Origin of the sequence: Candidatus Xiphinematobacter sp. Idaho Grape (genome assembly GCF_001318295.1) — a bacterium.
In the GTDB taxonomy this organism is placed as follows: domain Bacteria; phylum Verrucomicrobiota; class Verrucomicrobiia; order Chthoniobacterales; family Xiphinematobacteraceae; genus Xiphinematobacter.
Window position 1 is genome coordinate 394,206 of sequence record NZ_CP012665.1, and the last position, 24,038, is coordinate 418,243.

Genomic DNA, 24,038 nt, shown 5'->3' on the forward strand with positions numbered 1-24,038 from the left:
TCTAGTAGGGGGAAGCGGGAAAATTCATTTCTGAGAGGCATTGTGATTATGGACCTTCCATGGAAAGTCCTGAATATCGTAGAAAGTCAGGTAGAGCATAAACCCAATTAACAAGAGGGTAAATACAGCCTGCACCTTTTCCAGAGCACTTTTCTGAATAGGCCTGCGGCAGATCCCCTCAAACAAAGAAAGCAGAATATGCCCCCCATCCAGGGGGGGAATAGGAAGTAGATTGAGAATGGCTACGTTTACGTTAAGTGCCACACTGAACCATAGTGCCATCTTCCAACCCTCTGGGGCCACAAAACTCAGGTAGTACAGGTGCATAATACCGACAAATCCACTTAGATGTTGCATTTTAATTTCCGATTTTTTGGAAGTAATTGCTACTATAGTCTCCCAGATGGTTTGTGCCCCTGCAATCACTTGGTCAATAGGGGTGGGGTGGGATGTGTTCATCCTACCTCGGTTATCCCAAAGAATTCCAAGATATGGTGACTTTCTTCCTTGAAGTATACATGGGATAATGGCTATCCGAAGGGTGTGTTCGGAGCGCTGGACTGTTAATTCTATCGGTTGTATGCCGTGGCCCTTTATAATCTCGGTAAGTTCCATAACACTGTAGACCGTCCGGTTGTCAGCGGCTACGATGGCGTCTCTTTTCCGTAAGCCTGCTAGCCAAGCAGGACTGTTCTCGAAAATATTGGCAATGATGGGAAGCTGAGCAGGGGCAATCCCGATCTGACGGAGAGCCTTTCTCTCCAGGCTATTTGTTCGAGGAACTATAGGCGTAACTTCAAGAGAAATCCGCTCTCCACCACGGTCTAAAGAAATTTGAACAGCAGGCTTTTCGCTCCTCGCTACGTTCCACACTATGGTGTCACTAACTTGCCCTGCGCCAGCAAAACGGCTGACAGGGTGTCCATCCACAGCGAGAATTTTGTCCCCTACGCGGATGCCCGCGCTGGCGGCTGGTCCACCAGGATCCACATAACCTATAACCGTCGTAGTCTCAGGTTCACTTACTGGCCTCCCTAATATCCAAACTAAAACTGCAAAGACAAGCGCCAATAGTAGACTGAAAAGAGGGCCAGAGAGCGCGACAAGGATTTTTCCCCATGGAGAAACTATTGGAAGAAAGTTACCTGGCTTTTCTCTGGTCGACTCCACGGAAGCCATTTGTGGAATGGAGACAAACCCGCCTGCAGGTATACAACCCACCCTATATTCCACACCAGCAATGGTCTTTTTCCATAAGGCAGGACCAAACCAGATAGAAAATTTATCTACTTTTAACCCACATTGCCAGGCAGCAAAAAAGTGTCCCAGCTCATGGACGATGATGATAAAGTTGAAGATCAGTACAACTTCTAGAAGAATGAGGGCGGTCTTTCCAGCCTCAAAGACCATCTCCATGTTAGCCATCTTCATGGGAACGCATCAGATTCATCCAACACCAAAACGAGATGGAAAGTAGCTAATTTTAGGGCACCAGGAGCAGTCTGGCAGGATTCTCCACACAGTCCTTAATGTGGACCAAAAAAGTTGCTGCTTCCTTCCCGTCAATTATACGGTGGTCGTAGCTGAGAGCAAGATACATCATGGGACGAATCACTATCTGCCCTTGCATAACAGCCGTCCGCTCTTGAATCTTGTGCATCCCTAGAATACCACTTTGAGGAGGATTAAGGATCGGAGTGCTTAACAGGGAACCATACACTCCTCCGTTGGAAATGGTAAATATGCCGTCCTGTAAATCTTCAAGGGCCACTTTACCTGATCGCGCCTTCATCGCAAAACTTAACAGCTCCCGCTCAAGATCTGCAAAGGACCTTTGCTCACAGTCACGTAATACAGGGACAATTAGTCCGCGTTCAGTACCTACAGCGACGCCAATATTGTAAAAGTGGTTTTGGATAAGTTCGTCGCCTTCTATGCGAGAATTAACAATAGGTACTGCTCGTAGTGCACTTACTGCAGCTTTAATAAAAAAAGACATAAAACCTAGCTTCACCTTATGTTGCTTTTGAAATTCTCCTTGGAGGTGCTTGCGAATCCTGATAACCGCGCTCATGTCACACTCATTGAATGTAGTTAGAATAGCTGCAGATTGCTGTGAAGATACCAATTGGGCTGCGATTTTCTTGCGGAGTGGAGAAAGGCGTTTACGTGTAATTCGGGAATCCTCCTTTATCTCCACCTCTTTTGGAGGAAAACCATCCTCCTTCTTCTTTTCCCTCTCCTCCTCAGAACTGGCAAATGAGGCAGCCATAGGTGCCTTCTTAGGCTCTGCAAGGGAAGGGGAAGCAGGCACCATCCTAGCAGAGACAACCTCAATGGTTGCAACTACCTGGCCAATTCGCACTTCATCTCCTTCACTTACTAGTGTGCTTACCACTCCAGATTCAGGTGCATTTACCTCGGTGGAAATCTTATCTGTTTCTAGAGAAAAAAGTGCCTCTCCTGCATGAGCCTGTTCCCCATTCTTCTTGTGCCAAACAGACAGAACGCCACTAGAAATCGATTCTCCAACTTCCGGAACTTGAACTTCAATACGCACAGAACTATGAACTTTAAAAGTTTAAAACCCAAACGCTGCCTTAACTAGTTCAGCCTGCTGCTTTTTATGGGTGAAACTAAACCCAGTAGCTGGACTTGCGCTGGCTGGCCGGCCGACATAGGAAATTTCACAGCCAAGCAACCTCCGAAGCTGTGGATAGATAAACGTCCACGCTCCCATGTTACTGGGTTCTTCCTGACACCAGATAACTTGCGCGGTAGAGGGATAACGTTGAAAAACCCTGACGACCTCCTCTTCATCCAGAGGATACAATTGTTCGACCCGAATAAGCACGACCAGCTCTCCTAGTTGGTGGGTCGCTCGGTATTGGAGTAGATCGTAGTAAACTTTTCCAGAACAAAAAACTACCCGCTGAATCTTCTCCGGTTGTTTGTGATCAAGGGGGTTACTTAGGATTTCGAAAAAGCGGGAATTAGTAAAATCTTGGGCTTTTGAGACGGATTGTTCATGACGTAAAAGGCTTTTAGGTGTCATAACGATCAGGGGTTTGCGATACTTCCCGTGGATCTGACGGCGCAAAACATGAAAGTACTGTGCCGGCGTACTTGGGTTACAAACCTGCATGTTTTCTTCTGCGCAGAGCTGTAGATAGCGTTCCAGCCTGGAGCTAGAGTGTTCCGGACCTTGGCCCTCGTAGCCATGGGGAAGTAACATTACGATGGAGCTCTGCCTATGCCATTTGGCCTCAGAAGAAGAGATAAATTGATCGATGATAATCTGTGCACCATTAGCAAAATCTCCGAATTGGGCCTCCCAAAGACATAGTGCGGAAGGGCACTCCATAGAGTATCCGTAGTCAAACCCCAACACAGCATATTCAGAGAGTGGGCTGTTATAGACGCAAAATTCGGCCTGAGAGGATGAGAGATGGTTTAGGGGAATGTAGCGCTCACAAGTTATCTCATCGTGGAGGATACTATGGCGGTGACTAAAAGTACCTCGTTGGCTATCCTGACCTGAGAGTCTTACGGGTATCTTTTCCAACAGGAGTGAGCCAAAAGCAAGAGCCTCCGCAATCCCCCAATCATAGGGACCTCTGGCTTGCCAGATCTGCCGTCTGCGTTCCAGTAGCATGCGGCGGACCTTTGGCAGGACACGAAAATCCTCTGGGACAGTAGTTAGCGCCTGCATAATCTCGTCCAGCATCGCGGATCTAATAGCGGTCTGAACAGGTCTATGGGAGTAAGAAGAAGGCTGAATAGCGGCTGCAGCAGCAGGCCCATTATTAATCCCAGATTTTTCACTAGTGGCACGGCGGTCATCAGCCTTCAGCCTAGACTGGGTCAAGGCTGCTTCCAGCCTCTCTATCTCCTTGTCCTTCCAAATGACGGCTTGTCTGCTTTCAATAATTCCCAACTCTTCGGTCTTTTTCAGGAAAGTGTCACTTAGGAGGGGATGACCTTTAATCTTCTTATAAAGACTAGGCTGAGTAAAAGTAGGTTCGTCTGCTTCGTTATGACCGTGACGACGGAAGCAGATGATGTCAATCACTACGTCTTTCCCAAAATTTTGCCGGAACTCTAAAGCAGTCCTTGTGATCGTATGGACTGCCAACGGATCATCCCCGTTGACATGAAAGATAGGGGCCTCGACCATTTTAGCTACATCTGTGCAGTATCTACTGGAACGAGCATCGGACGGAACTGTCGTAAAGCCGATTTGGTTATTTATGATAATGTGAACCGTCCCCTCTGTTTGGTAACCAGGTAACTGGGAAAGATTAAACGTCTCTGCCACCACTCCCTGAGCTGCAAACGCTGCATCTCCGTGGATTAAAATAGCAAGAACTCCCTTCCCATCCTGATTATCACCCGAGATATTCTGGAGGGCTCGCGTTCTACCTTGCACAATAGGGCTCACTGCTTCTAAATGGCTCGGGTTTGCGGCAAGATGGATCTGCACTTCGTGGCCTGTTTGACCTTTCCAGATCGTATGGTATCCGAGGTGATACTTAACATCACCACCGCTCCCCTCGGTTTTCGGCAGTACATTGTGATCGAATTCGTTGAAGATTGCCTCCAACGGCTTGTGGAGAAGATTGGCTAAAACATTCAAGCGTCCACGATGAGTCATTCCAAGAACAACTTGCCTGATGTCACGCTCCTCACATCCATCTATGAGAGTCTGTAAGCTAACAAGGAGGGACTCAGCACCTTCCAAAGAAAAGCGTTTGTGTCCGACATAATTGGCGTGTAGGAAGTGCTCGAAAGTCTCCGCTTTGTAGAGAGTACGCAAAATACTGCCGCAGTGCGAAGCAACTGCGGCTTCTTCTTTTCCCTGTTCTGATTCCAGACGTTCCGATACCCAATTTCTCCGACACGCATCCTGAATATGCATAAATTCCGCGCCGAGGGAAGAACAGTAAATGCGTTCAAGTACTAGGATCAGTTCGCGGAGCTTAAATTTCTTATCTGCACGGAATAAATGAGAAGAAACTTCCCTCTCTAGATCAGACGCTTTAAAGCCGAGGCTCTCAAGAGCAAAAGCAGCCTGAGCTTGCTGCGGTGGAGGTTCAGAAAAGGGGTCAAGTTTTGCAATAGAATGCCCCAGCACGCGGTACATATGGATTATCCCGTCCACTTTGGTTTGCAACACCCTCTGTTCGTCGATGCCAGGTGGTGATGTGGGAGCTCCATTTTTTGCCGACTGGGTAGTACCAAGCTCAAAACCCTCAAAAAAAGCGGCCCAATCAGAGCCTACTGAGCAAGGGCTCCGCTGCCATTTCTGGTAATTTTCGTCCAATAAAGCCTCGTTCCAACGAGCCGTAAAAGAACAACTATTCATGGAAGATGTGGGGGCAGAATTGAAATTTGTACAAGCTCCACCAACCCCTCATAAACAACGGGGTAACCCTTAGTACGCCTTGTAAGCAGCCGTTGCAATGTCATTTGTCTCCCCCATTGGGATTTTCTTTCGATTCTCGGAAAATAATTGTCTATCTACCTTCTCCCTTTGTGGAACATGATCTAAGGAAGGAGCACGAAAAAGGCTCCAACAATGAGGGTAGGGGCTATCGCTGCTGCAAAAAGATAGACAGGATGTATACCTTCTTCCCCAAAGAATTTTTGAAGGAGATTTTGACCGGCGGGATTAGGGGCATTAGCAATAACAGTTAATCCTCCTCCAGCTACTGCCCCAGCAACCACGGAAAACTTTAGGCAGTTATCTAGGTTGGGCACCAGTGAAGCCAGGTAGGTGATGGCTGCATTATCATTAAAAGCAGTAAGCACAGTAGAGCCGACCATTAGTGGCCAATAACCCAATCCCCGTAGAACGGACTCTAACCACCATTGCTGAAAATCACCGTGAATTACAAGGGCTATCAGAAAGAAGCCCACCAACAGAGGTCCTCGGAAAGGAATTGCTCTCTGGTACTTAGAGGTGAAAAAGACAAATACTAAGAAAAGAAATAAGCTAAGTACTACCACAGTTGGATGATGTGCTGTAAAAACCACCCAAGCGATCATTGTCATGTGGAATGCTGTGACCCAGATAGGGATATGGGTAAGGCGCCGCTCCTTTTCTTTGATTGGAGAGGGGAGAGCAAGCAATTGTCGTCGAAAAATTAGGAAGAAAAGCGTGTTGGAAATTAAAATGCTCAGCACTGCTTTCCACCCAAACGAATAAAACATATGGCCCATCCCCCATCCCCATTTTGAGGCCACCATAACCACTGGTGGGGCTGCAAAGTGGGTTAATGTACCTCCCACAGAAATATTCACGAATAGAAGACCAAGCGTAGCGTATCGTAAGTGGAAGGAAGGTTGGAGGCAAAAAAATCTCTCTGCCAACATCAGCGCACAGATCGTCATGGCAGCAGGCTCAGTAATGAAAGAGCCCAACAAGGGGCCAAGAGTAAGGATGGATAACCACCAAGCGGCTACTGATCCGCCTCCTAGTGAGGCTACGGTAGACAGACATTTTTCTGTAAGGTACAGGATGGGGCTGGATGCCGCCATCATCATAATGACTACGACAAAAACTGGTTCTGCGAAACGAACTCCGCTTAGATAGGTAAAAAGTGTGGGACATCCCTTTGCTAGAGCAATGGCAGCTATGAGAGGCAATAGCCAAATACCGAAAATGACTTCTACCTCACCTAGGAAGTGGAATACAATACTGCGGAGGCGCAGTGAGTTGCGTTCTCTCTTTGCACCGTCCACCTGTTTCAAACGACACATTTCTTCCCAGTAACGACGTGACACGAGCATAAGCCGTGGCGCTGCAAAGGTATGAAGGACTGCTAGAAGGAAAGTCAGCGTAAGGAGACCATTAAGCGGATCAGACCAAAGGCGCTGCCAGAGTTGCACCCCTAGTGCAAGCTTTGTATCAGAGTAACTAGAGAGGGGAAGCGGGAAGACCGCCGGTGGTTCTTGCACTGCAGCGCAGGGCAAGCAGTTGCCTACTATGAAACACTCCACCACAAGAAAACCGAGCAAGATACGCATGGGAAATGACAGAAAACCCTATCTACCCTCCCTGCGTCAATAGTAGGTCTCTTCCTAGAAAAGATATGAGCAATACCTCCTCCCCGAGAACCATTAGGATTTTAAGATTGCGAGAACTTTAAGATTGCAGCTACCGTGCCAAATTGTGTCAGACTTACGTGCGAATTATAGTTGAAGTGAATCCTTCCTTTACAGGGCTGTCCTGTATACTGCAGTTAAACTGCTCTATGAGCTGGTGAAGACCTCCTCCGACCCCCTTTCTCAGCAAAGCAGCGTTCCAATGGATGCCTCCTGGACCTCCAAGCTACAGCTTGGCTGGAGCGGCGAAGCAGTCTCGTAGCTCTTCGCCTTATGTTTCTTGCTGAAGCACGATATGAAGGGAAGCCTGATTTCCAGGAAGCTAGCATGGAAATGTTGGCTGCGGCCGCCACGGATTAGAAGCGTGAGAGGAGAGTTTTAACGCTTTTGCCAGCGCGGAAGAAATCAAAAGAGAAACTAGGTTGGGACTATTATGCTGCTTTTCCACGAAGCAGGAACTCTCTCGGCGCCGTTAGCGTCTCGTCAGGGGACGTTATAAACAATAAACAAAACTGGAGGCTAGCTAGATTCGTGTCAGCACTTATCACAGCTGAAATGGAACAAACGCTTTTTTTTCTCATCAACCAGACTTGGACGAGTCCACAGGCAGATTGGGTTATGGCAACTATTACCAATTGGAATTTTTGGATGCCTTTCCTCCTTTGTATCTCTATCCTTCTTGGGATTTTCGGGAACTTCCACGCACGAGCAGCATTGGTCTGTGCAATAGCATGCGTGGGAATCGCAGACTCCATTGTAAATAGTCTCAAGCATTGTATAGGACGCCCACGCCCTTACATGGTCCTTAAAGGAGTTCGAAAGGTAGAACTAGAGCGTGTTCACCCACAAATTTTAGCTCTGACAAGGCCCTTAAAGGTTTACTATTCACAGTTCAACCCTGTCCGTTCGCATGGGCATTCCTTTCCTTCTGGACATGCAGCCAATAGTTTCGCTATAGCGACAACATTTGCTCTTTTTTTCCGCCGTTTGGGATGGGTATTTATGGCCTCTGCAGCCCTTGTAGCCTACTCTCGCGTTTACGTGGGGGCGCATTGGCCTTTAGATGTAGTTGCTGCTTCCTTAATTGGTGCAGGAACGGCGCTAATGCTAACTATGTGTGTGGAGATGTTCGGGACACGGTTGCGTCGCTTCTTCTCGCAGACGTAGGTGTTACCTCTACTGCAGAAGTGTTTTTTCAGAAAAGGGCGTTCATTTGCTCACTTAAGTTATTAGGCAAACGGCAATCCAAGTAAGAAGATTTACACAATTAAAGAGCTGAAGGAACAGATGCGGCAGACGTGTCCTTATACTGAGATGCTATACAGGATAGGTGGAAGCACATAGACAGTTTTAAGGTAGCCATTCGATTCAAAAAAGACGCCGTGACCTTCTATGGCAAGTCGGCCGACGCACCAAACTCGCTTATACTAAGCGAAAATGTATCCGATTAAATTTACAGTGCAAAGAACCCATAGCTGTCATATGGAGAGGATATGAAATTAATCCTGATATTGGTACCAAACCAGGATGGGACTTCGGCCTTATGCATTGCATGCCCATGTACAAAAAAACCCTCCCTCAGTCCTATGAGAAAAATCCAAAAGGAAACAAAGATTTTTGTGCCTTTTCCATAGTTAGTCGCAATAATATCGGTCAATTTCTTGCGCCAGTGCTGCTCCTATAGACCTAGCAGCTCTACCTCCCCAATTCTTAGTCCCAATGCTTGTTCTGCCACTCTTAAAAAGCCCTCTGCGGAATCCGTTAGGGCTACACGTAGTTCTCCTGTATGTAATTCTCGTGCTATCCCAAAGCTTGTTAACATTTCCTTAACTGCTAAGGCACAGTTTTTCCCAGAATTAACCACAACTATCCTTGGCCCCACTGCCTGTTTAATCGCCTGATAAAGTAGTGGATAATGGGTACAGCCAAGAACTAATGTGTCAATGCTGCTACGCAGCAGGGGCTCTAAGTACCGTTGCAGAGCTAAACGGGTGATTTCGTCTTCAAACATCCCTTCCTCTACTAGTGGAACTAAAAGTGGGCAGGCTCTACTGACTACGTGAGCTCCAATACAAATTTTCTGAATAGCTTGCTTATAGGCACCGCTAGAGATGGTTGCCTTTGTCCCAATGACTCCAATCCTTTTGCCATGGGAAGCGCGCACAGCCGCTATAGCACCCACTTCTACCATACCAATTACCGGAACCGGAAGTAATTCTCTTAAGCGTGACAACGCTAATGCAGAAGAAGTACTGCAGGCCACGACAATTATCTTCGCATGTTCTGCCAGTAACAGCTTGCTGATCTCCACGCTATAGCGTTCAACAGTCTCCTGGCTCTTTCCGCCATAGGGGACCCTCGCTGTGTCTCCAAGGTAAAAAACATCCTCGTTGGGTAGCAAGTGACGCAGCGCTGCTACCACAGTCAGCCCACCGATTCCAGAATCGAACACCCCAATAGGTCCTAGAGAGGGAAGATCCGTTTCCTTTCCATATTGCGCTGGCAACTTCATTTCTCCGAGATCTCACTCGCCCTTTTAGCTTAGCTTTCCTAGACCATCGGACTTCTAGCAAGTATTTTTGACGGACCTCTTGAGAAAATGCTACAGTTTCCGTGTTTCCTTATGTTCGAAATGCCAAAATCATACGAACCTACGGCAGTTGAGAAAAAATGGGGTGCCGTCTGGTTCCAGAGTAGCTGTTTTCAAGCTGACCCATATTCCTCTAAGCCTCCATTTTCCGTAGTTATTCCACCCCCTAACGTTACTGGAATCCTGCATCTTGGGCATGTTTTGAACAACACCATGCAGGATGCCCTTTGCCGCCGCGCGCGCATGATGGGCCATGAAGTACTCTGGCTCCCAGGTACAGACCATGCTGGCATTGCTACGCAAGCCGTGGTGGAAGGATTTTTACATAAAACGCAGGGCATCGAGCGCTGCAAGATGGGACGTGAAAAGTTTCTTGAAGCCGTCTGGGAGTGGAAAGAAAAGCACGGCAGCATCATCACCCAACAACTTAAGCGTCTCGGGTGCTCTTGTGATTGGTCGAGGGAGAGGTTTACCATGGATTCCGATTATTCTCGTACCGTCCTCCAAGCTTTTGTTGATCTCTACCGGGAGGGACTCATCTACCGAGGAAAGCGTATGGTAAACTGGTGCCCTGCTTCACTCACTGCACTCTCTGATGAAGAAGTAGTGATGAAGGCTAACAAGGGTTTCCTTTACACGGTCCGCTATGAGGTCCTACAGCAACCGGGTGCTTTCCTTGAAATTGCTACCACGCGCCCAGAAACTGTAATGGGTGACACTGCCGTGGCTGTCCACCCGGAAGATCCTCGCTACCAAGGCTTTATTGGTCTTTGCTGTCTGCGTCCCTTTCCCCGTGCTCCCATTCCCATTATTGCGGATACCTGCATTGATCGGTCCTTTGGCACCGGCGCACTTAAAGTTACTCCTGCACATGACAAGGCCGATTATGCAATCAGCCAACGTCATCGTCTGGAAATCATTAATGTCCTTCATCCAGACGGTAAGATCAATTGTCCGCAGCTGCCTCAATTAGACGGGCTTGATCGGTTCCAAGCCCGCGAAAAAGCAGTGAAGATGCTTAGAGCAATGGGGTTATTGGTAAAAGTAGAGCCCTACGAAAACCATCTCGGCTACAGCGAAAGAGCAAATGTTCCCATTGAATCTCGCCTTTCTAGGCAGTGGTTTCTGCGTTATCCTGCTGTCCGTGAAGCTTTGGAGGCTGTTCGCAGCGGTGCTGTCCGCTTCTTTCCTTCTCAGTGGGTAAAGGTCTATGAGCATTGGATGGAAAATATTCAAGATTGGTGCATTAGCCGGCAGTTATGGTGGGGACACCGCATTCCTGCATGGTATGGGGAGGATGGAGAAGTTTATGTGGGTCTTGAGCCTCCTCCGACAGATTCAAGAAGTTGGCAGCAGGATCCAGACGTCCTAGACACTTGGTTCAGCTCTTGGCTATGGCCGTTCGCGACCATGGACACACCCACGCGAGCTAAATTTTTTCCCACTACCGTTCTAAGTACCGGGTTTGACATCCTCTTTTTCTGGGTTGCCCGTATGCTTATGGCTGGCTATCGGTTTATGGGGAAAAAGCCTTTCGCCAATGTTGTTATTCATGGCCTTATCCGTGACTCCAAGGGAAGAAAAATGTCTAAGACTCTCGGAAATTCGCCAGACTCTCTTGCCCTTCTGGAAAAATATGGAGTAGACGGAGTACGTTTTGGACTGCTACGTGCTGCGCCGATTGGTCAAGACATTCGCTTCGATGAAAAGCAGCTGGAAGAGGGCCGCAATTTTTCTAACAAACTGTGGAACGCAGCCCGTTTTCGCCAAATGCAAGGACCATTGAATTGCTCCCCTATTTGTCAGAATGAACTTTTCTCTCCTCCTGATATCTGTGTCGCGATAGTGGCAAAGTTTGATCATGTGCATCAACACATCGCATCTGCATGGGAATCATTTCACTTCCAGGAAATCACCGATACTCTTTATGACTTCCTTTGGAGCAGCTACTGCGACGAATTTGTCGAGGCCGCAAAGCCCCACCTACAGAATGTAGATAACCGTGATATGATCCTTCGTACCATGGATTATCTGCTTTCCAACGTCCTTCTTCTTATCCATCCCATTATGCCTTATATTACGGAAGAGCTCTGGAGTTTGCTCGGATTCAGCCGATCTTTAGGATCTTCTATTCTTCTTGCGGATCCCCAAAACTTTCCTCCACACCCTAGTAGGGGGGGGAAAGAGCGTTCTCTTGCAGCAGCAGCGCATCTCTACCAGAGCGCCCACATTGTGCGCGGTCTGCGTGCCGAGTTTAAGATCTCCTCTCGTAAACTAGTACGGCTGCTTATCCAACCCACTGCTTTCTGGAGCTTTGCTGACCAGCTAGCTTTTGCTAGCCTAGTAAAGGCCGAAACCATAGAAACAGTCTCCTCTCCGCCAAAAGGAACGGCAGGAGTAATCACTTCTCTAGGCGAGTTCTTTATCCCACTACTAGGAGTAGACGTCGTTTCTGAACGTCGCAGGCTACTTAGCGAGATAAGCAGAGCAGAAATGGAAATTTCTAAAGCGAGATCCAAGCTAGAAAATGCTGGTTTTATTTCCCATGCTCCAGGTCACGTCGTGACCGAGTATCGTGTTCGAGAGGATAACTGGAAGAAGAAAAAAGAAATTTTGCATGGCTATCTCTCTTCCATGACATAAAGAGGTCACCTCCCCCATGAAGATCCCAATGCAACACCTGGATTCTCTCTATATTTTTATCATGGCTGGAGGAGGAGGTGAGCGGTTTTGGCCGATGAGTCGGTGCCGACTGCCTAAGCATCTTCTCCGCCTTTTCGGGAAGTGCTCTCTCCTAGAAAGGACTGTTGCTCGCATACGAGGAATAATCCCTTCTGAACGGACCTTTATCTTGACTAGCCAGACTCAACTGGAAGCTGTCCGTAGTCAACTTCCTTCTTTCCGCTCCAGCCATGTCATCGCAGAGCCAGTCAAAAGGGATACAGCCCCAGCAGCAGCGCTTGCCACCGCTATCGCTCATTCCAAAAATCCCAATACCATTGTTGCTCTTTTACCAGCAGATGCCATGATCCACAGCGTAGGTACGTTTAGGCGCCAGCTTATCGATGCTGTTACGGTTGCCGCCCGGCAGCCCTGTATAGTAGTTTTTTCCGTTCTGCCTACCCACCCAGCAACTGGGCTTGGCTACCTAGAACTCGGTCCACAATTGCCGCACTCGACTCCCAATGGCTCGGCCGTCTATTGCGTCCAGCGCTTTATCGAAAAGCCTGATAGACAGACAGCCCAAGCCTACCTTAGACAAGGTAGTTTTGGCTGGAACGCCGGCATCTGCATCTGGAAATCCGAGTGTTTTCTCCAAGAATGCATGAAATCTTGCCAACCGCTTGCTGACTTTATTCTCCAATTTCCGGCAGGAAACCCAAATTCCTATATTTCTGAGTATTTCTCTCGTCTACCCAAGAATTCCTTGGACTATGCCATCTTGGAGCAAGCCTCTTCTGTCTTGGTGGCTATTCGCTCTCAATTCGACTGGGACGACATGGGAACATGGACTTCCCTAACAAAGTACCTTGGCCGCGATACTCAAGAAAACTCTTTCCAGGGGCCCACCGCTCTCTTTAACTCTAGAGAAAACATTGTTATTGCCAGTCATCGCACCGTTGCTCTTTGTGGCATTCAAAACCTTATCGTCGTAGAAACTCCGGATGCCATCCTGATCTGTCATCGGGATTCTGTTCAGGACGTAAAAAAAGTTCTACCCCTCCTTTCGGACAGTCTCCGCTAGAAGCCCTAAACCAAACTAGCCCTGAAGGAGGATACTTCCTCCTCCTGCAAGTAGATACTGAATACGAGAATAAGATTTTCAACCTATTTTTCGTCACTGACTTAAGCAGCAACTCTCCCCCTCGCTATATTCCTGTAAAGAGAACCACATAAGCTACAAACCTAGTACTACAGCAAAGATGAGAGGCGCTACTATGGAAGCATCCGACTCAACAAGGAATTTTGGAGTTTCAACGCCCAGTTTGCCCCAAGTAATCTTTTCATTTGGAACTGCACCAGAATAACTCCCATAGCTTGTAGTGGAGTCGCTGATTTGGCAAAAATAACCCCAGAGTGGGACATTCTTTCGGCGCAAATCTTGGTGTAACATTGGCACTACACAGATCGGGAAGTCCCCGGCGATACCACCGCCGATTTGAAAAAAGCCGATGGAACCACAATTTTCCGCTCCAGATAATTGCTGGGCCGTTTCAGAATACCAGGCCGCTAGCGCTTGCATGTACTCGATACCAGTGCGTACTGTAAAGACATTACGCACTGTCTTGTCCAGGCAGTGCCCTGCAAACATGTTACCCAATGTGGAATCCTCCCATCCCGGCACAAAGAGTGGCAGCTTTCTTTCTGCTGCAGCTAGCAGCCAGCTATGGGCTGGATCGATCTGATACTGTAGTTTTCTACAGAGGAGAACACGATAGAGAAACTCATGGGGAAAATATCGTTCGCCCGCTCGGTCTGCAGCCATCCATTCTTTCAGAACAAACGACTCAACCCGACGCACGGCCTCTGTCTCTGGAATACAAGTATCCGTAACCCGGTTCATATTCCTTTTGAAAAGTGCTCTTTCTTCCTGTGGAGTCAGACTGCGGTAATGAGGAACGCGCTCATAAAAATCGTGTGCCACAAGATTGAAAATATCTTCCTCTAAATTAGCACCTGTGCAACAGATGGCATGCACTTTTTGCTGACGGATCATCTCCGCGAGAGAAACCCCCAACTCTGCTGTGCTCATAGCACCTGCAATGGCTACCAGCATTTTCCCACCTTGCTGTATGTGTCGGCAGTAAGCGTTTGCAGCATCTTTCAATGCAGCAGCGTTGAAATGGCGAAAATGATGCGTTATGAAGCTACTCACCGTCCCACAGCGATGACTCTCATCTATTTTCATGCACTTTATCCTGGCCAGACTGCCGTTGTTTTACACCACTTCCACCAACGCTAGCAGCTAAGTCTGAGCCGCCTCAAAGAACCCAAAAGCCCTCCGCGTGTAGTTAAGCTGTAAAGTTTTTCTTGCCTCTTAAATTTACTTACACAGGCCGTGCAAGGATATCTGCTAACGCTCTCCTAGGTCATGCCAATCCGCAGAGTCACCAACCAAATTTTAGCTAAAATCAACTTACACAGTTCTGGGCGGCTAGAACACACTTTCCCTCCGTTGTTCCCTTCTGGAACTTCTGTTTATTTCTTTTGGCCTTTTATTAACTTAGCTATGGTGCCTGTCAATCTCCCCACAAGGCGACTGCCTAGGGATAAAAGTGGAAGAAGGTTCCTGAGAGAACGGAATTTTTCTATGATTAGGGGAGTCACTCAATTGCCTCTTTGGAGATGGTAGCCCTGGGCTCCTTAAGAGAAGGGATTACCTTATCTACCAGACCGTAATCTTTTGCTTCTTGTGCTGTCATATAGTAGTCCCTATCCACATCTCTCTCGACAACTTCTTCCGGCTTCCCTGTATGACAGGAAAGAATTCTGTTCAGACGCTTCTTAAGCTTGAACATAAATTCTACCTGGCGTTCCACATCACTGGCCTGTCCATGCGCTCCACCTGAAACCTGGTGGATCATAATGTCCGAATTGGGTAGTGCATAGCGCTTACCATTAGCCCCCGCAGCTAATAGCACGGCTCCCATGCTAGCAGAAATTCCTATGCAATAGGTAGTTACATCACAAGTCACAAACTGCATTGTATCATAGATAGCTAATCCTGCTGTTACAGATCCACCAGGAGAGTTAATATAGATGTTAATATCTTTCTTCCCATCCTCCATTTGCAAAAATAGCATTTGGGCAATGACTAGGTTCGCAACATTATCATCAATCGGGGTTCCGATAAAAATGATACGGTCTTTTAACAAACGGGAATAAATGTCGTAGCTGCGTTCTCCTCGACCAGTTTGCTCGACGACAATAGGAACGAGGAGACTATTATGAGTGGATGAGTACATAAGCGAAGCCTTGCAATTAATCTACTCTGTAAAACAAACTCTCTTTAGTGATCATCCTCATCTAAGAAAAATTTAGCTGGCCACTGCGGTACAGCAAGTGGCCGTAGCATAGCACTAGCTCCTGGGAAATCAAGAGTTTGCGCGGCTAAAAGCTATTCTCTTCCCGTACTCGATGGAACCTAGAGAGGATTTACTTGCCGTGTGCCTGGCCCATCCTGCAAGGACGGTCTTTCCTGCAAATTTTCCAGATTCAATTCTGGCGTGTGCTTTCCCACTGAAGTGTCTGTGCACAAATGGGTGAAAGCATTTACTAACGATGTAAGGCCCCCATAGTTTACCAGCCCTACGGTCTGATCTAACCCATCCCTTGTCTATTATACCCTGTGGTGGGCCACCACAGGCTCCACTGCATTCCTTCGCAACAAGAATATTACCAGAGGGGTATAATCCCCTCTGCCGTAGAGCTAGCTGGGCCTAGCTACTTGTCATAAGTCACAACATGTGTACCAAAGTTGATGATAATTCAGACAAACGGAAAATTACGAATACACCCTGCTGTCTTTGCATAATGAAGACTTGCTTGGATGGAGGCTAGCACAACCCCTACTGTACAAAGTATAGAGAACGTGTGTACTATCTGCACCATTGCCATCTTATTCCACTTGCTACCTTTTTACTAAACTAGGCAAAACTCCTGAGAGATCTCTCTGCAGGATCTGTCTAGATCTAACAAGGGAGGATTTGGGTCCATCCATTTTTATGAGAACATGCACCCCGCATTCGAGTCCTTAAGGGAGGAGTTTCCAGCTCTCAAGGAATCTGTAAAGGGCAGAAATGTGCAGGTTGCCTATCTGGATAATGCAGCAAGTACTCAAAAGCCGGAAGTAGTCATCCAAAGGATGGCGGAGTTTTCCCGCCACGAGTACGCAAACGTGCACCGTGGAATGCATGAACTAAGCGAACGTGCTACAATCGCCTATGAAGCAGCGCGCTGCCGCGCTGCCCGTTACCTGGAGGCCAAGGAAGAATCTATTATCTTCACATCCGGTACTACCTCAGCGCTCAATCTTTTGGCCAATACCTGGGGGGAATACAATGTCAAGGAGGGTGATACGTTACTCCTTACAGAACTGGAGCATCATAGTAATCTTGTTCCTTGGCTCCAGTTGGCTCAACGTAAGCGTGCCACAGTGGTTTACGCTCCACTTGATCCAGTGACGCAGGTGCTAGACATAGAGCGCCTCCATCGACTCCTTTGTCGAGGACCACGTCTTTTTACCTTTGCACATGTCTCTAATGTCTTAGGATCAATTCAATCTGCAGAGGCGTTTTGTACCCTTGCCAGGGAGCAAGGGGTCACTACAATAGTGGATGCAGCACAGTCTGCTGGACATATGCCACTGAGTACTGCCAAGATGGGTTGCGATTTTCTAGCCTGTTCTGGCCACAAAATGTGCGGTCCCACCGGTATTGGGATACTCTATGGACGTTACGAGCTTCTTCTTGAAATGCCTCCCTGGCAGTACGGGGGAGAGATGGTAGACAGCGTCGACTTTCACTGGGCAACCTTCCGTACCCCACCAGCACGGTTTGAAGCCGGCACTCCCCCTATTATTGAGGCAGTTGGTCTCCATGCTGCTATGGATTTCCTGGATAGTATAGACCGTGAAAAAATCGCTCGTCATTCTGCTGCTTTGGCTGAAGAGGCTGCTGAGGGCCTACGCCAAATGAGGGGACTCCGCGTGTTTGGTCCTCCTTTGGGTCGTGCAGGTTTAGTAACTTTCTCTGTTGAGGGAGTACATGCTCACGATTTGGTTTTTTTTCTAAATTTGCGCGGCCTTGCTTTACGAGCAGGACATCATTGTGTGCAACCCCTGATGCGTAAGTTGGGTGTGCCATCCAGCAGCCGAGCTAGTTTTTATTTTTACAATACCCGTCAGGAGGTCCACAGACTCCTGGAAGGGGTGCAGGAGGCTGTCGCTTTTTTTACCTCTTAATTAATGGATACCGAGATTTATCAGGAAATTATCTTCCAGCATTCCAGGCGCCCAAGGAATTTTGGCTGCTTGGAAACGGCTACTCATAGTGCGAGTGGGCAAAATGCCTCTTGCGGAGATGCAATCCAAGTTCAATTAATTTTGGAAGATAACATAATCCGGGAAATAACATTTTATTCGAGTGCCTGTGCTATTTGTACAGCCTCGGCCTCCATTATGACTAGTGAGGTTAAGGGACTAGCCAAGGCGCAAGCCCTTGGAGTGGTTCTAGATTTTCGAAAAATGGTCGCAGACGGCATTTTGTCGGAGAAGTTTCCAGATCACCTTAAAGCGCTTAGGGGGATACATCAATTTCCTCAACGGGTCAAGTGTGCCACTCTTCCCTGGGAAACCCTAGCTGTTGCACTCCATTCCTCCCCGTCGTAAAAGACCATGCGTGGTCCCTCTTTTGGCACCACCTCGCAAGCAGGCAAGGAAAGCTCTGGAGTACTTCCGTGCCTAGAGCTACCTCATGCCTTCGTCTCGAACTTATATTCTGGCGAATCGTCTCTAGTCGTGTCACTCGTGCCGCTTGCTTTCCTCTTATAAGGTTATCCAGAGCAATTTACTGACCTTGGTTTGGGCATGTTCACTCCCTTTTATCATTAACGCAACGTAATCTAGCTGCGGGCTTAGTACATAGTCACCCTTATCCCACTTTTCTCTCCCTCCCAGTTAGGAAGCCCTATCTTTGCAGAACAAGACGGCAGAGAGCTTCTGACATGAGATAAAGGATAAAAAGGATGGCAGTAATCCAGAAACTGGGTGGCCAGTTTGTCAAACAAGCCATCAGGATACCACACCAGACCGCACTGAGAGCAAAGCATATTCCTGCCAAATTGGCTGTCCAGAATCCATGAAATATCCTGGAAGCAATTCCGGCTGGCCCTACCATTAGGGCAAAGACGAGAAGAATTCCTACAATTTGACTAGCTAGAGTTACAGAGATTGCCAAGATTCCCATAAAGCTCACCGAAAGTGACAAAAGCGAGACGCCGCGCGCTTCGGCAAGATCGGGTCGAACACTGGCAAAAAGCAGTCTCCTGGAAAGGAAGCCTAGGACACAAAGTGCCACCCCAGCTAGGGTAACAATCTGAATAAGTTGCTGTCTAGAGACACCAAAAATATTTCCGAATAAGATTGCTGCGGCCTGTCCAGCAAAACCCTTGTAGAAGGCTAAAAAGAGAGTGCCTACGCCTAAGCAAACGGAAAGTACCATTCCAATAGCCTGTTCACTTTGCTGAATACGGCTACCCGAGATACCCATCCCAACACCTGCTAATAAAGAGACTATCAGCATACCATTAAGCGGATTAATTCCAAAAAGAGCCGCGCCCGTTGCTCCACTAAATCCAATGTGTGCCAGGGCATGTGCCGCGAAGCTGACATTGCGAATTACGACAAAGTATCCTACCACTGCCCCCAGTACTCCTACTAGAGAGCCGGCAATAAGAGCATTGCGTACAAAATCGTACGAAAAATACTCTAGCAAGAGTTTAAGCATGACGAATAGTCTCTGTTACGTTTCCTTCTGCGCTAACAACGAAGATCCTTCCCTTTGCATGGATGACGTGAATTTTCGTACGGTAGAGAGCGCTTAGTACTTCGCTGGTAAACACCTTGCTAACGGGGCCCAGAGTAGCACTTCCTCCCGCTATGTAGAGAACCTGATCCATCACATCAAGTAGAGGATTAACATCATGGGTAATAAAAAGCACAGTAGTTCCAGCAGATTTTCTAATCTTCTGGATACATTGAATGAGACGTATCTGGTTATGTGGATCAAGGTTTGCAAGGGGTTCGTCGAGAATAAGAAGCCTGGGTTTTCCCAACAGTGCTTGGGCAAGTGCAACGCACTGCTTTTCACCATTGGAAAGTATTGAAAAGGGGCGATGAGCATAATTAGCCGCGCCCACTAAATGGAGAGATTTAATTACCTCATTCTTGAGGGCCTTGTCATACCAAGGCAATCCCCAGCGGTTGCCATTTGTAATAGCAGCTACTACCGAGAAGGCACTCAGGGCTGTATTCTCTAAATTATTCTGAGATTGTGGCATGTAGCCAATGTGACGATTCTCCCGTCCAGGAGGACTGCCAAAAACAGAAATTCTTCCTGAAGATAGCGGCAGAAGTCCGAGGATACACTTTACTAAAGTAGACTTGCCAGCCCCATTGGGACCGAAGATTCCAACGAATTCCCCAGCTTTGACTTCCGCGGTAACAGTACTTAGGATCTGGGTGCCTCCTAAACAAACGCTGGCTTCGTTCATTGATAAACTGTTGATCACTACTTAAGACCAAGAACCCTCTCAATCATTGATAATTCCCAAAGCATCCAATCTACGTAACTAGGGAAATGATGCGGTTGAGTCTCTGTAATCCCAACCACGGCTATCCCATGCCTTTTGGCAATAGATTGCATCCGTTTTGCGGAAGGGTTTTGTACCTGGCTGTTATAGAAGAGGACTTTCGCTTGGCCTTCAGTGAGGGCCTTTTCGAAGTTCACACTCTGTCGAAAACAAGGCTCCGCATTGTTCACAACTGTTTGTTGATAGTCGTAATTAAGCATTTTCCACCCCAGAGAGCAGGCCATATACCCAAAAATGGATTCAGTAGCTGTTACTTGCAGGCCAAAAGTCTTCTCCCGAAGGGCGGAAATTTTTTCCCGCAACGGTTGCATAGATTTCTCAAAGGCCTCTACGGCTGCCGATTTATTCAGAATTTGAGCAAGTCGCGCTGCCAACACAGACATGGTTTCCGGATTGTACCAAATATGGGGATTTTTCCCCGTCTCAACCCCAATGAGGTCTGCTACCTTAATAGTCACACAATGTGGCCTCCCGCTCACCCTCAGGAGCCTCTCTACCCAGTCATCGTACCCCAGGCCGTTATAAATAAGAATATCTGCACTAGCAATCGCTTTCACAGTAGCGGCATCCGCCTGAAATTCATGAGGGTTTTGATTGGGATTTCTAAGTATACTAGCAACTGCTACGGAGGAACCTCCAATTTGCTTGGCAATTTTCCCATAGAAGTTTTCTACTGCTACGATCTGGACAGCTGCAAAGATACGGCTGATGGAAAAGAACAAGCTAAAGAGGGTGAGGAAACTTCTTATCATCATGTAGCGAATATTGAGACTCACGAAACGACACAAACCTTAGACCATGCTTGCTTCATCTCTTAAAAGGTCTACTCACCTTTTACAACAGCAATGCAAAAGAGACGCAACTTATGCGATTCCCATGGCTCTTCCTAAGATTTCTGGGTAAGAGAAACCCGCGGGGCTTTTAGTACATTGAACATCCCTTTTAGTAGAGAGAAAGATAGTAATGCCTAGTTAAAATCCTCATAGAACAAGAATATTGTGGCGTTCGCTCTAGAGGTTTCAATATACTGGGACTGGCCTCGTTCTTAGCTGCCTAAGAACTTAGGGGCTGTTTTTAAACCTTAAACCTACAGGCAAACTGGTTCTTACATTAGGTCCTTGAGCCTCTCTAAGGGGATCCGTTCGCCTGCTCATTCAGCAAGTCGAACACACCAAGTCCGCAAGATCCACTAACCCCCCTATCAAGGCAGGGCGACGCGGCTAAGCTTAGTAAGTTAAAGAACAAACAGCCTGCGGGGAGCCCTTCTTGGATGTAAGCCCCTTTCCTTTACAAGGGTAGCGCTGCTCCTTCTCGTCCCATCATACAGAACGCGATATGGGAAAACTCTCGGTATGGAGAAACAATCCAGAAAGTGCTCCAATCGTAATATTCCCTTATCAGGGAATGGGAGAGCTCTTGTCTTGTGATGTCTTCCATCCCTAGAAAGGAAATAAATTTTATGAATCGTCAGCGTCGTGCTCGGCCATTTCATGAAATCGGCGGCTTCGCTCTGCTCGGTGCTGCAGCTTTGCTCTTTTTAGCCTTAATCTCTTATGATCCTAATGACGTTCCGTCCTATATCCCTCTCGTTTCGACAACTACTCCTTATAACCCTCTTACAAGAAATTACGTTGGCTTAGTAGGAGCGGTGTGTGCCGGTTACGGTTATTTTCTTTTTGGATCGGGTGCCTATTTAATTTCTATACTCCTGGTCACATTCGGAATCAGCAAAGCCATCCAACCGCTTTTTTCCCTTAAAGAACGTGCAGGATGGGGCTTGGTCCTTTTACTGAGTTTCTGTGCTCTGGCTGAACGCCAGCCGTGGTTTCTGTACAACTGGAAGGAAGAGCTTGGAATCGAGGGTCCTGGAGGATGGTCCGGGCGCGCTCTTTCTCGGGCCTTTGTCCCACTGGGCACGGTCGGGGCAACAGTAGTACTCTTGGTCCTTTATGCTACTAGCTTAATTTTTGCCACTGGGTTCCGCCCAGTCGACCTTCTCCGAAGAGCAGTCTCGGCCCTTACCTCCTTTTTTCAGAAAGTACGAGAAAAAAGCTTCCGGCAACTGGACGAATTATCTCGGATGGAAGTGCGTAAAAGGGCGCTTGAAAAGCAGGCCAGTAAGCTAGAAAAGAGGCTAAAAAGGCATATCACAAAGGCAACCTCTGTTTTGATCCCCTCAGGCCCCTCTCTTCGAGATCCGAGGGCTACCGACACCTCCGTTTTAATACCCAAGCCAATTCCTTCTAGAGGAAAAAAATCTGATGGTAGCCCAGCCTGTTTAGAGTCAGAAGATTACGTATTGCCCCCTATAGATCTCCTTGATACTCCAAGCATGCGGGGAATCCCCACTGATCCTACAGAACTACTGGACACGCAAAGAATTATTCTTCAGGTGCTTAGGCAGTTCTCTGTTGAAGCAAGACCAGGTGAAATCACAAAAGGGCCTGTCATTACCCGATACGAAATTTATCCCGCCGAAGGTATCCGTGTGGACCGCATTCTCAGTCTAGAGAGGGACATTGCTCGTGCCACGTGCGCTGAAGACATCAACATCCTAGCCCCAATCCCAGGTAAAGATACCGTAGGTATTGAAATCGCTAATGCTGAAAAGATGAATGTCACCCTACGTGAGCTTTTGGAAACACAAACCTGGCTTCAGTCCAAGGCAAATCTTCCCATTGCTCTCGGCAGGGATATCTACGGGAATACCCTGTTAGCTGATCTGGCAAAGATGCCACACCTTCTCTTAGCAGGTACCACAGGTAGTGGAAAAAGTGTCTGTATTAATGCGATGATAGCCAGCCTTATCTTTCGCCACCCCCCTGAAAATCTGCGCTTCATTATGGTTGATCCCAAAGTAGTCGAGCTGCAAAGTTTTAACTCACTTCCCCACCTAATCACACCTGTAATTACAAACCCCAAGTATGCTCTCACCGTACTTCGCTGGCTGGTTGGAGAGATGGAAAATCGATATCGAATTTTTGCTGCATGTGGGGTGCGCAACATCCAAGGGTTCAACTCACGCTCTAAGACTAGGTTACCAGAAAGATCAAGCCCCAAATTAGGTCGAACTTCAGATGGTGTGAGGACCATGAACACGTCTGGAAAAGCTCGTACTTTTCAGAAAAATGGGATGGAATTGCCGGAGCATTTAGGGTACATCGTGCTCATCATCGATGAGCTAGCTGATCTGATGCAAGCAGCACCCTCTGATATGGAGAGTATTATTGTCCGCATCGCTCAAATGGCTCGTGCTGCTGGTATCCACTTAATTGTCGCCACCCAAACTCCACGAGTAGGGGTAGTAACTGGACTTATCAAGGCGAATATTCCGTCCCGAATTGCATTTCAAGTGGCTTCGAAAATTGATAGCCGCGTGATTTTGGATGAAAACGGCGCAGAAAGGCTGCTAGGGCAAGGGGATATGCTCTATTTGCCCACAGGCTCCTCTAAATTGCTTCGTGCTCAAGGAGCGTTAGTTACCGATGAGGAGGCTCAGCGTTTGGTAGATTTTGTTTCTTCTCAATTATCCCCCCACTACGATCGTTCCATTCAAGAAAAGTTAGAAGAGGAATCTGCCGGCCATGAGGAAGGCCTCATAGAAGAAGATAAAGCACTAGTCCAAAAGAGCATCTCAATCATCCGGCAAGAACGAAAGGTATCCATTTCCATGTTGCAGAGGCGGTTGCGGCTTGGCTATACGCGAGCTGCAAGAATAGTAGATTTCCTAGAAAGAAGTGGTATTCTCGGACCGAAGCATGGAGGAAGAGATAGGGAAATTCTTGTGGACCCTGGTGCTTTGCAAAAGAAACAGCAAGAGGTCAGTGTAAAACCATCCGACACAAGCTTTTTGGGAGAAAAAGGCTCCTAGTTAACCCACCTTTTCCATGAGGCCCACACAGCAGGACATCCATTGTTATTTGCTGGTGGTAAAATCCAGCAGAGAAAGTGAGGGGACGCTACTTTCTCT

General features: G+C 47.6%; 17 protein-coding genes. 6 read left to right on the forward strand and 11 right to left on the reverse strand.

From position 1 onward, the window contains the following. Positions 1 to 24: 24 nt before the first annotated feature. From rseP to AMD24_RS01850, 4 genes are all read right to left on the reverse strand, one after another. Positions 25 to 1,431, reverse strand: a complete 1,407-nt coding sequence (gene rseP, locus AMD24_RS01835) for an RIP metalloprotease RseP (RefSeq protein ID WP_062100416.1) — start codon at positions 1,429 to 1,431, stop codon at positions 25 to 27. A gap of 52 nt (positions 1,432 to 1,483) precedes the next feature. Further along, positions 1,484 to 2,560: a 2-oxo acid dehydrogenase subunit E2 gene (locus tag AMD24_RS01840; RefSeq protein WP_062100417.1), complete on the reverse strand. Its 1,077-nt coding sequence runs from the start codon at positions 2,558 to 2,560 to the stop codon at positions 1,484 to 1,486. 21 nt (positions 2,561 to 2,581) lie between these two features. Continuing rightward, on the reverse strand, positions 2,582 to 5,365 hold the full coding sequence (locus AMD24_RS01845) for a 2-oxoglutarate dehydrogenase E1 component (protein WP_062100418.1): 2,784 nt from the start codon (positions 5,363 to 5,365) through the stop codon (positions 2,582 to 2,584). Positions 5,366 to 5,547: 182 nt separating this feature from the next. Continuing rightward, positions 5,548 to 7,029, reverse strand: coding sequence for a putative Na+/H+ antiporter (locus AMD24_RS01850; protein ID WP_082383003.1), 1,482 nt, complete (start codon positions 7,027 to 7,029; stop codon positions 5,548 to 5,550). A gap of 609 nt (positions 7,030 to 7,638) precedes the next feature. Between AMD24_RS01850 and AMD24_RS01855 the strand changes: the two genes are divergently transcribed. Further along, entirely contained in the window at positions 7,639 to 8,274 is a 636-nt protein-coding gene (locus AMD24_RS01855) for a phosphatase PAP2 family protein (RefSeq protein ID WP_062100419.1), read from the forward strand. A gap of 286 nt (positions 8,275 to 8,560) precedes the next feature. Here AMD24_RS01855 and AMD24_RS04400 read toward each other — a convergent pair whose 3' ends face one another. Both AMD24_RS04400 and murI read right to left on the reverse strand, forming a co-directional pair. Further along, the gene (locus tag AMD24_RS04400; protein WP_062100420.1) at positions 8,561 to 8,764 is read right to left on the reverse strand and encodes a hypothetical protein; all 204 of its coding nucleotides are present in this window, start codon (positions 8,762 to 8,764) and stop codon (positions 8,561 to 8,563) included. Between the two features lie 21 nt (positions 8,765 to 8,785). Then, a complete protein-coding gene (murI, locus tag AMD24_RS01865; RefSeq protein WP_062100421.1) occupies positions 8,786 to 9,619 on the reverse strand; it encodes a glutamate racemase in 834 nt (277 codons plus the stop codon). A 111-nt stretch (positions 9,620 to 9,730) separates the two neighbouring features. Between murI and AMD24_RS01870 the strand changes: the two genes are divergently transcribed. Then, the gene (locus tag AMD24_RS01870) at positions 9,731 to 12,340 is read left to right on the forward strand and encodes a valine--tRNA ligase (protein ID WP_062100422.1); all 2,610 of its coding nucleotides are present in this window, start codon (positions 9,731 to 9,733) and stop codon (positions 12,338 to 12,340) included. A 16-nt stretch (positions 12,341 to 12,356) separates the two neighbouring features. Beyond that, positions 12,357 to 13,442 carry a mannose-1-phosphate guanylyltransferase gene (locus AMD24_RS01875; protein ID WP_062100423.1) on the forward strand — a complete coding sequence of 362 codons (1,086 nt, stop codon included), beginning with the start codon at positions 12,357 to 12,359 and terminating at the stop codon, positions 13,440 to 13,442. Between the two features lie 153 nt (positions 13,443 to 13,595). Here AMD24_RS01875 and AMD24_RS01880 read toward each other — a convergent pair whose 3' ends face one another. Together AMD24_RS01880 and AMD24_RS01885 are read right to left on the reverse strand one after the other, a co-directional pair. Continuing rightward, a complete protein-coding gene (locus AMD24_RS01880) occupies positions 13,596 to 14,606 on the reverse strand; it encodes a deoxyhypusine synthase family protein (RefSeq protein WP_062100424.1) in 1,011 nt (336 codons plus the stop codon). Between the two features lie 415 nt (positions 14,607 to 15,021). Next, positions 15,022 to 15,663, reverse strand: a complete 642-nt coding sequence (locus AMD24_RS01885; protein ID WP_062100425.1) for an ATP-dependent Clp protease proteolytic subunit — start codon at positions 15,661 to 15,663, stop codon at positions 15,022 to 15,024. Positions 15,664 to 16,430: 767 nt separating this feature from the next. Here AMD24_RS01885 and AMD24_RS01890 point away from each other — a divergent pair. Continuing rightward, complete coding sequence (locus AMD24_RS01890) at positions 16,431 to 17,660, forward strand: cysteine desulfurase (RefSeq protein WP_062100426.1); 1,230 nt, start codon at positions 16,431 to 16,433, stop codon at positions 17,658 to 17,660. 3 nt (positions 17,661 to 17,663) lie between these two features. Continuing rightward, the gene (gene sufU, locus AMD24_RS01895; protein WP_062100427.1) at positions 17,664 to 18,086 is read left to right on the forward strand and encodes a Fe-S cluster assembly sulfur transfer protein SufU; all 423 of its coding nucleotides are present in this window, start codon (positions 17,664 to 17,666) and stop codon (positions 18,084 to 18,086) included. 298 nt (positions 18,087 to 18,384) lie between these two features. On the opposite strand, the gene AMD24_RS01900 is transcribed toward sufU, so the two are convergent. From AMD24_RS01900 to AMD24_RS01910, 3 genes are read right to left on the reverse strand one after another with little or no spacing between them, the layout of a single operon-like run. Further along, a complete protein-coding gene (locus AMD24_RS01900; protein WP_062100428.1) occupies positions 18,385 to 19,203 on the reverse strand; it encodes a metal ABC transporter permease in 819 nt (272 codons plus the stop codon). After that, positions 19,196 to 19,987: a metal ABC transporter ATP-binding protein gene (locus AMD24_RS01905; protein ID WP_235503202.1), complete on the reverse strand. Its 792-nt coding sequence runs from the start codon at positions 19,985 to 19,987 to the stop codon at positions 19,196 to 19,198. Before AMD24_RS01905 ends, AMD24_RS01900 begins: the two co-directional genes overlap by 8 nt. Then, positions 19,987 to 20,820 carry a metal ABC transporter solute-binding protein, Zn/Mn family gene (locus AMD24_RS01910; protein WP_062100430.1) on the reverse strand — a complete coding sequence of 278 codons (834 nt, stop codon included), beginning with the start codon at positions 20,818 to 20,820 and terminating at the stop codon, positions 19,987 to 19,989. Before AMD24_RS01910 ends, AMD24_RS01905 begins: the two co-directional genes overlap by 1 nt. A 707-nt stretch (positions 20,821 to 21,527) precedes the next feature. Between AMD24_RS01910 and AMD24_RS01915 the strand changes: the two genes are divergently transcribed. Next, positions 21,528 to 23,939, forward strand: coding sequence for a DNA translocase FtsK (locus tag AMD24_RS01915; protein WP_158404343.1), 2,412 nt, complete (start codon positions 21,528 to 21,530; stop codon positions 23,937 to 23,939). The last annotated feature ends 99 nt before the right edge of the window (positions 23,940 to 24,038 follow it).

Bases quoted from the DNA above. Each gene is read 5' to 3' on its own strand.
- rseP (WP_062100416.1), bottom strand. From the start codon at position 1,431: ATGAAGATGGCTAACATGGAGATGGTCTTTGAGGCTGGAAAGACCGCC.
- AMD24_RS01845 (WP_062100418.1), bottom strand. From the start codon at position 5,365: ATGAATAGTTGTTCTTTTACGGCTCGTTGGAACGAGGCTTTATTGGAC.
- AMD24_RS01850 (WP_082383003.1), bottom strand. From the start codon at position 7,029: ATGCGTATCTTGCTCGGTTTTCTTGTGGTGGAGTGTTTCATAGTAGGC.
- murI (WP_062100421.1), bottom strand. From the start codon at position 9,619: ATGAAGTTGCCAGCGCAATATGGAAAGGAAACGGATCTTCCCTCTCTA.
- AMD24_RS01870 (WP_062100422.1), top strand. From the start codon at position 9,731: ATGTTCGAAATGCCAAAATCATACGAACCTACGGCAGTTGAGAAAAAA.
- AMD24_RS01875 (WP_062100423.1), top strand. From the start codon at position 12,357: ATGAAGATCCCAATGCAACACCTGGATTCTCTCTATATTTTTATCATG.
- AMD24_RS01880 (WP_062100424.1), bottom strand. From the start codon at position 14,606: ATGAAAATAGATGAGAGTCATCGCTGTGGGACGGTGAGTAGCTTCATA.
- AMD24_RS01885 (WP_062100425.1), bottom strand. From the start codon at position 15,663: ATGTACTCATCCACTCATAATAGTCTCCTCGTTCCTATTGTCGTCGAG.
- AMD24_RS01890 (WP_062100426.1), top strand. From the start codon at position 16,431: ATGCACCCCGCATTCGAGTCCTTAAGGGAGGAGTTTCCAGCTCTCAAG.
- sufU (WP_062100427.1), top strand. From the start codon at position 17,664: ATGGATACCGAGATTTATCAGGAAATTATCTTCCAGCATTCCAGGCGC.
- AMD24_RS01900 (WP_062100428.1), bottom strand. From the start codon at position 19,203: ATGCTTAAACTCTTGCTAGAGTATTTTTCGTACGATTTTGTACGCAAT.
- AMD24_RS01910 (WP_062100430.1), bottom strand. From the start codon at position 20,820: ATGATAAGAAGTTTCCTCACCCTCTTTAGCTTGTTCTTTTCCATCAGC.
- AMD24_RS01915 (WP_158404343.1), top strand. From the start codon at position 21,528: ATGAATCGTCAGCGTCGTGCTCGGCCATTTCATGAAATCGGCGGCTTC.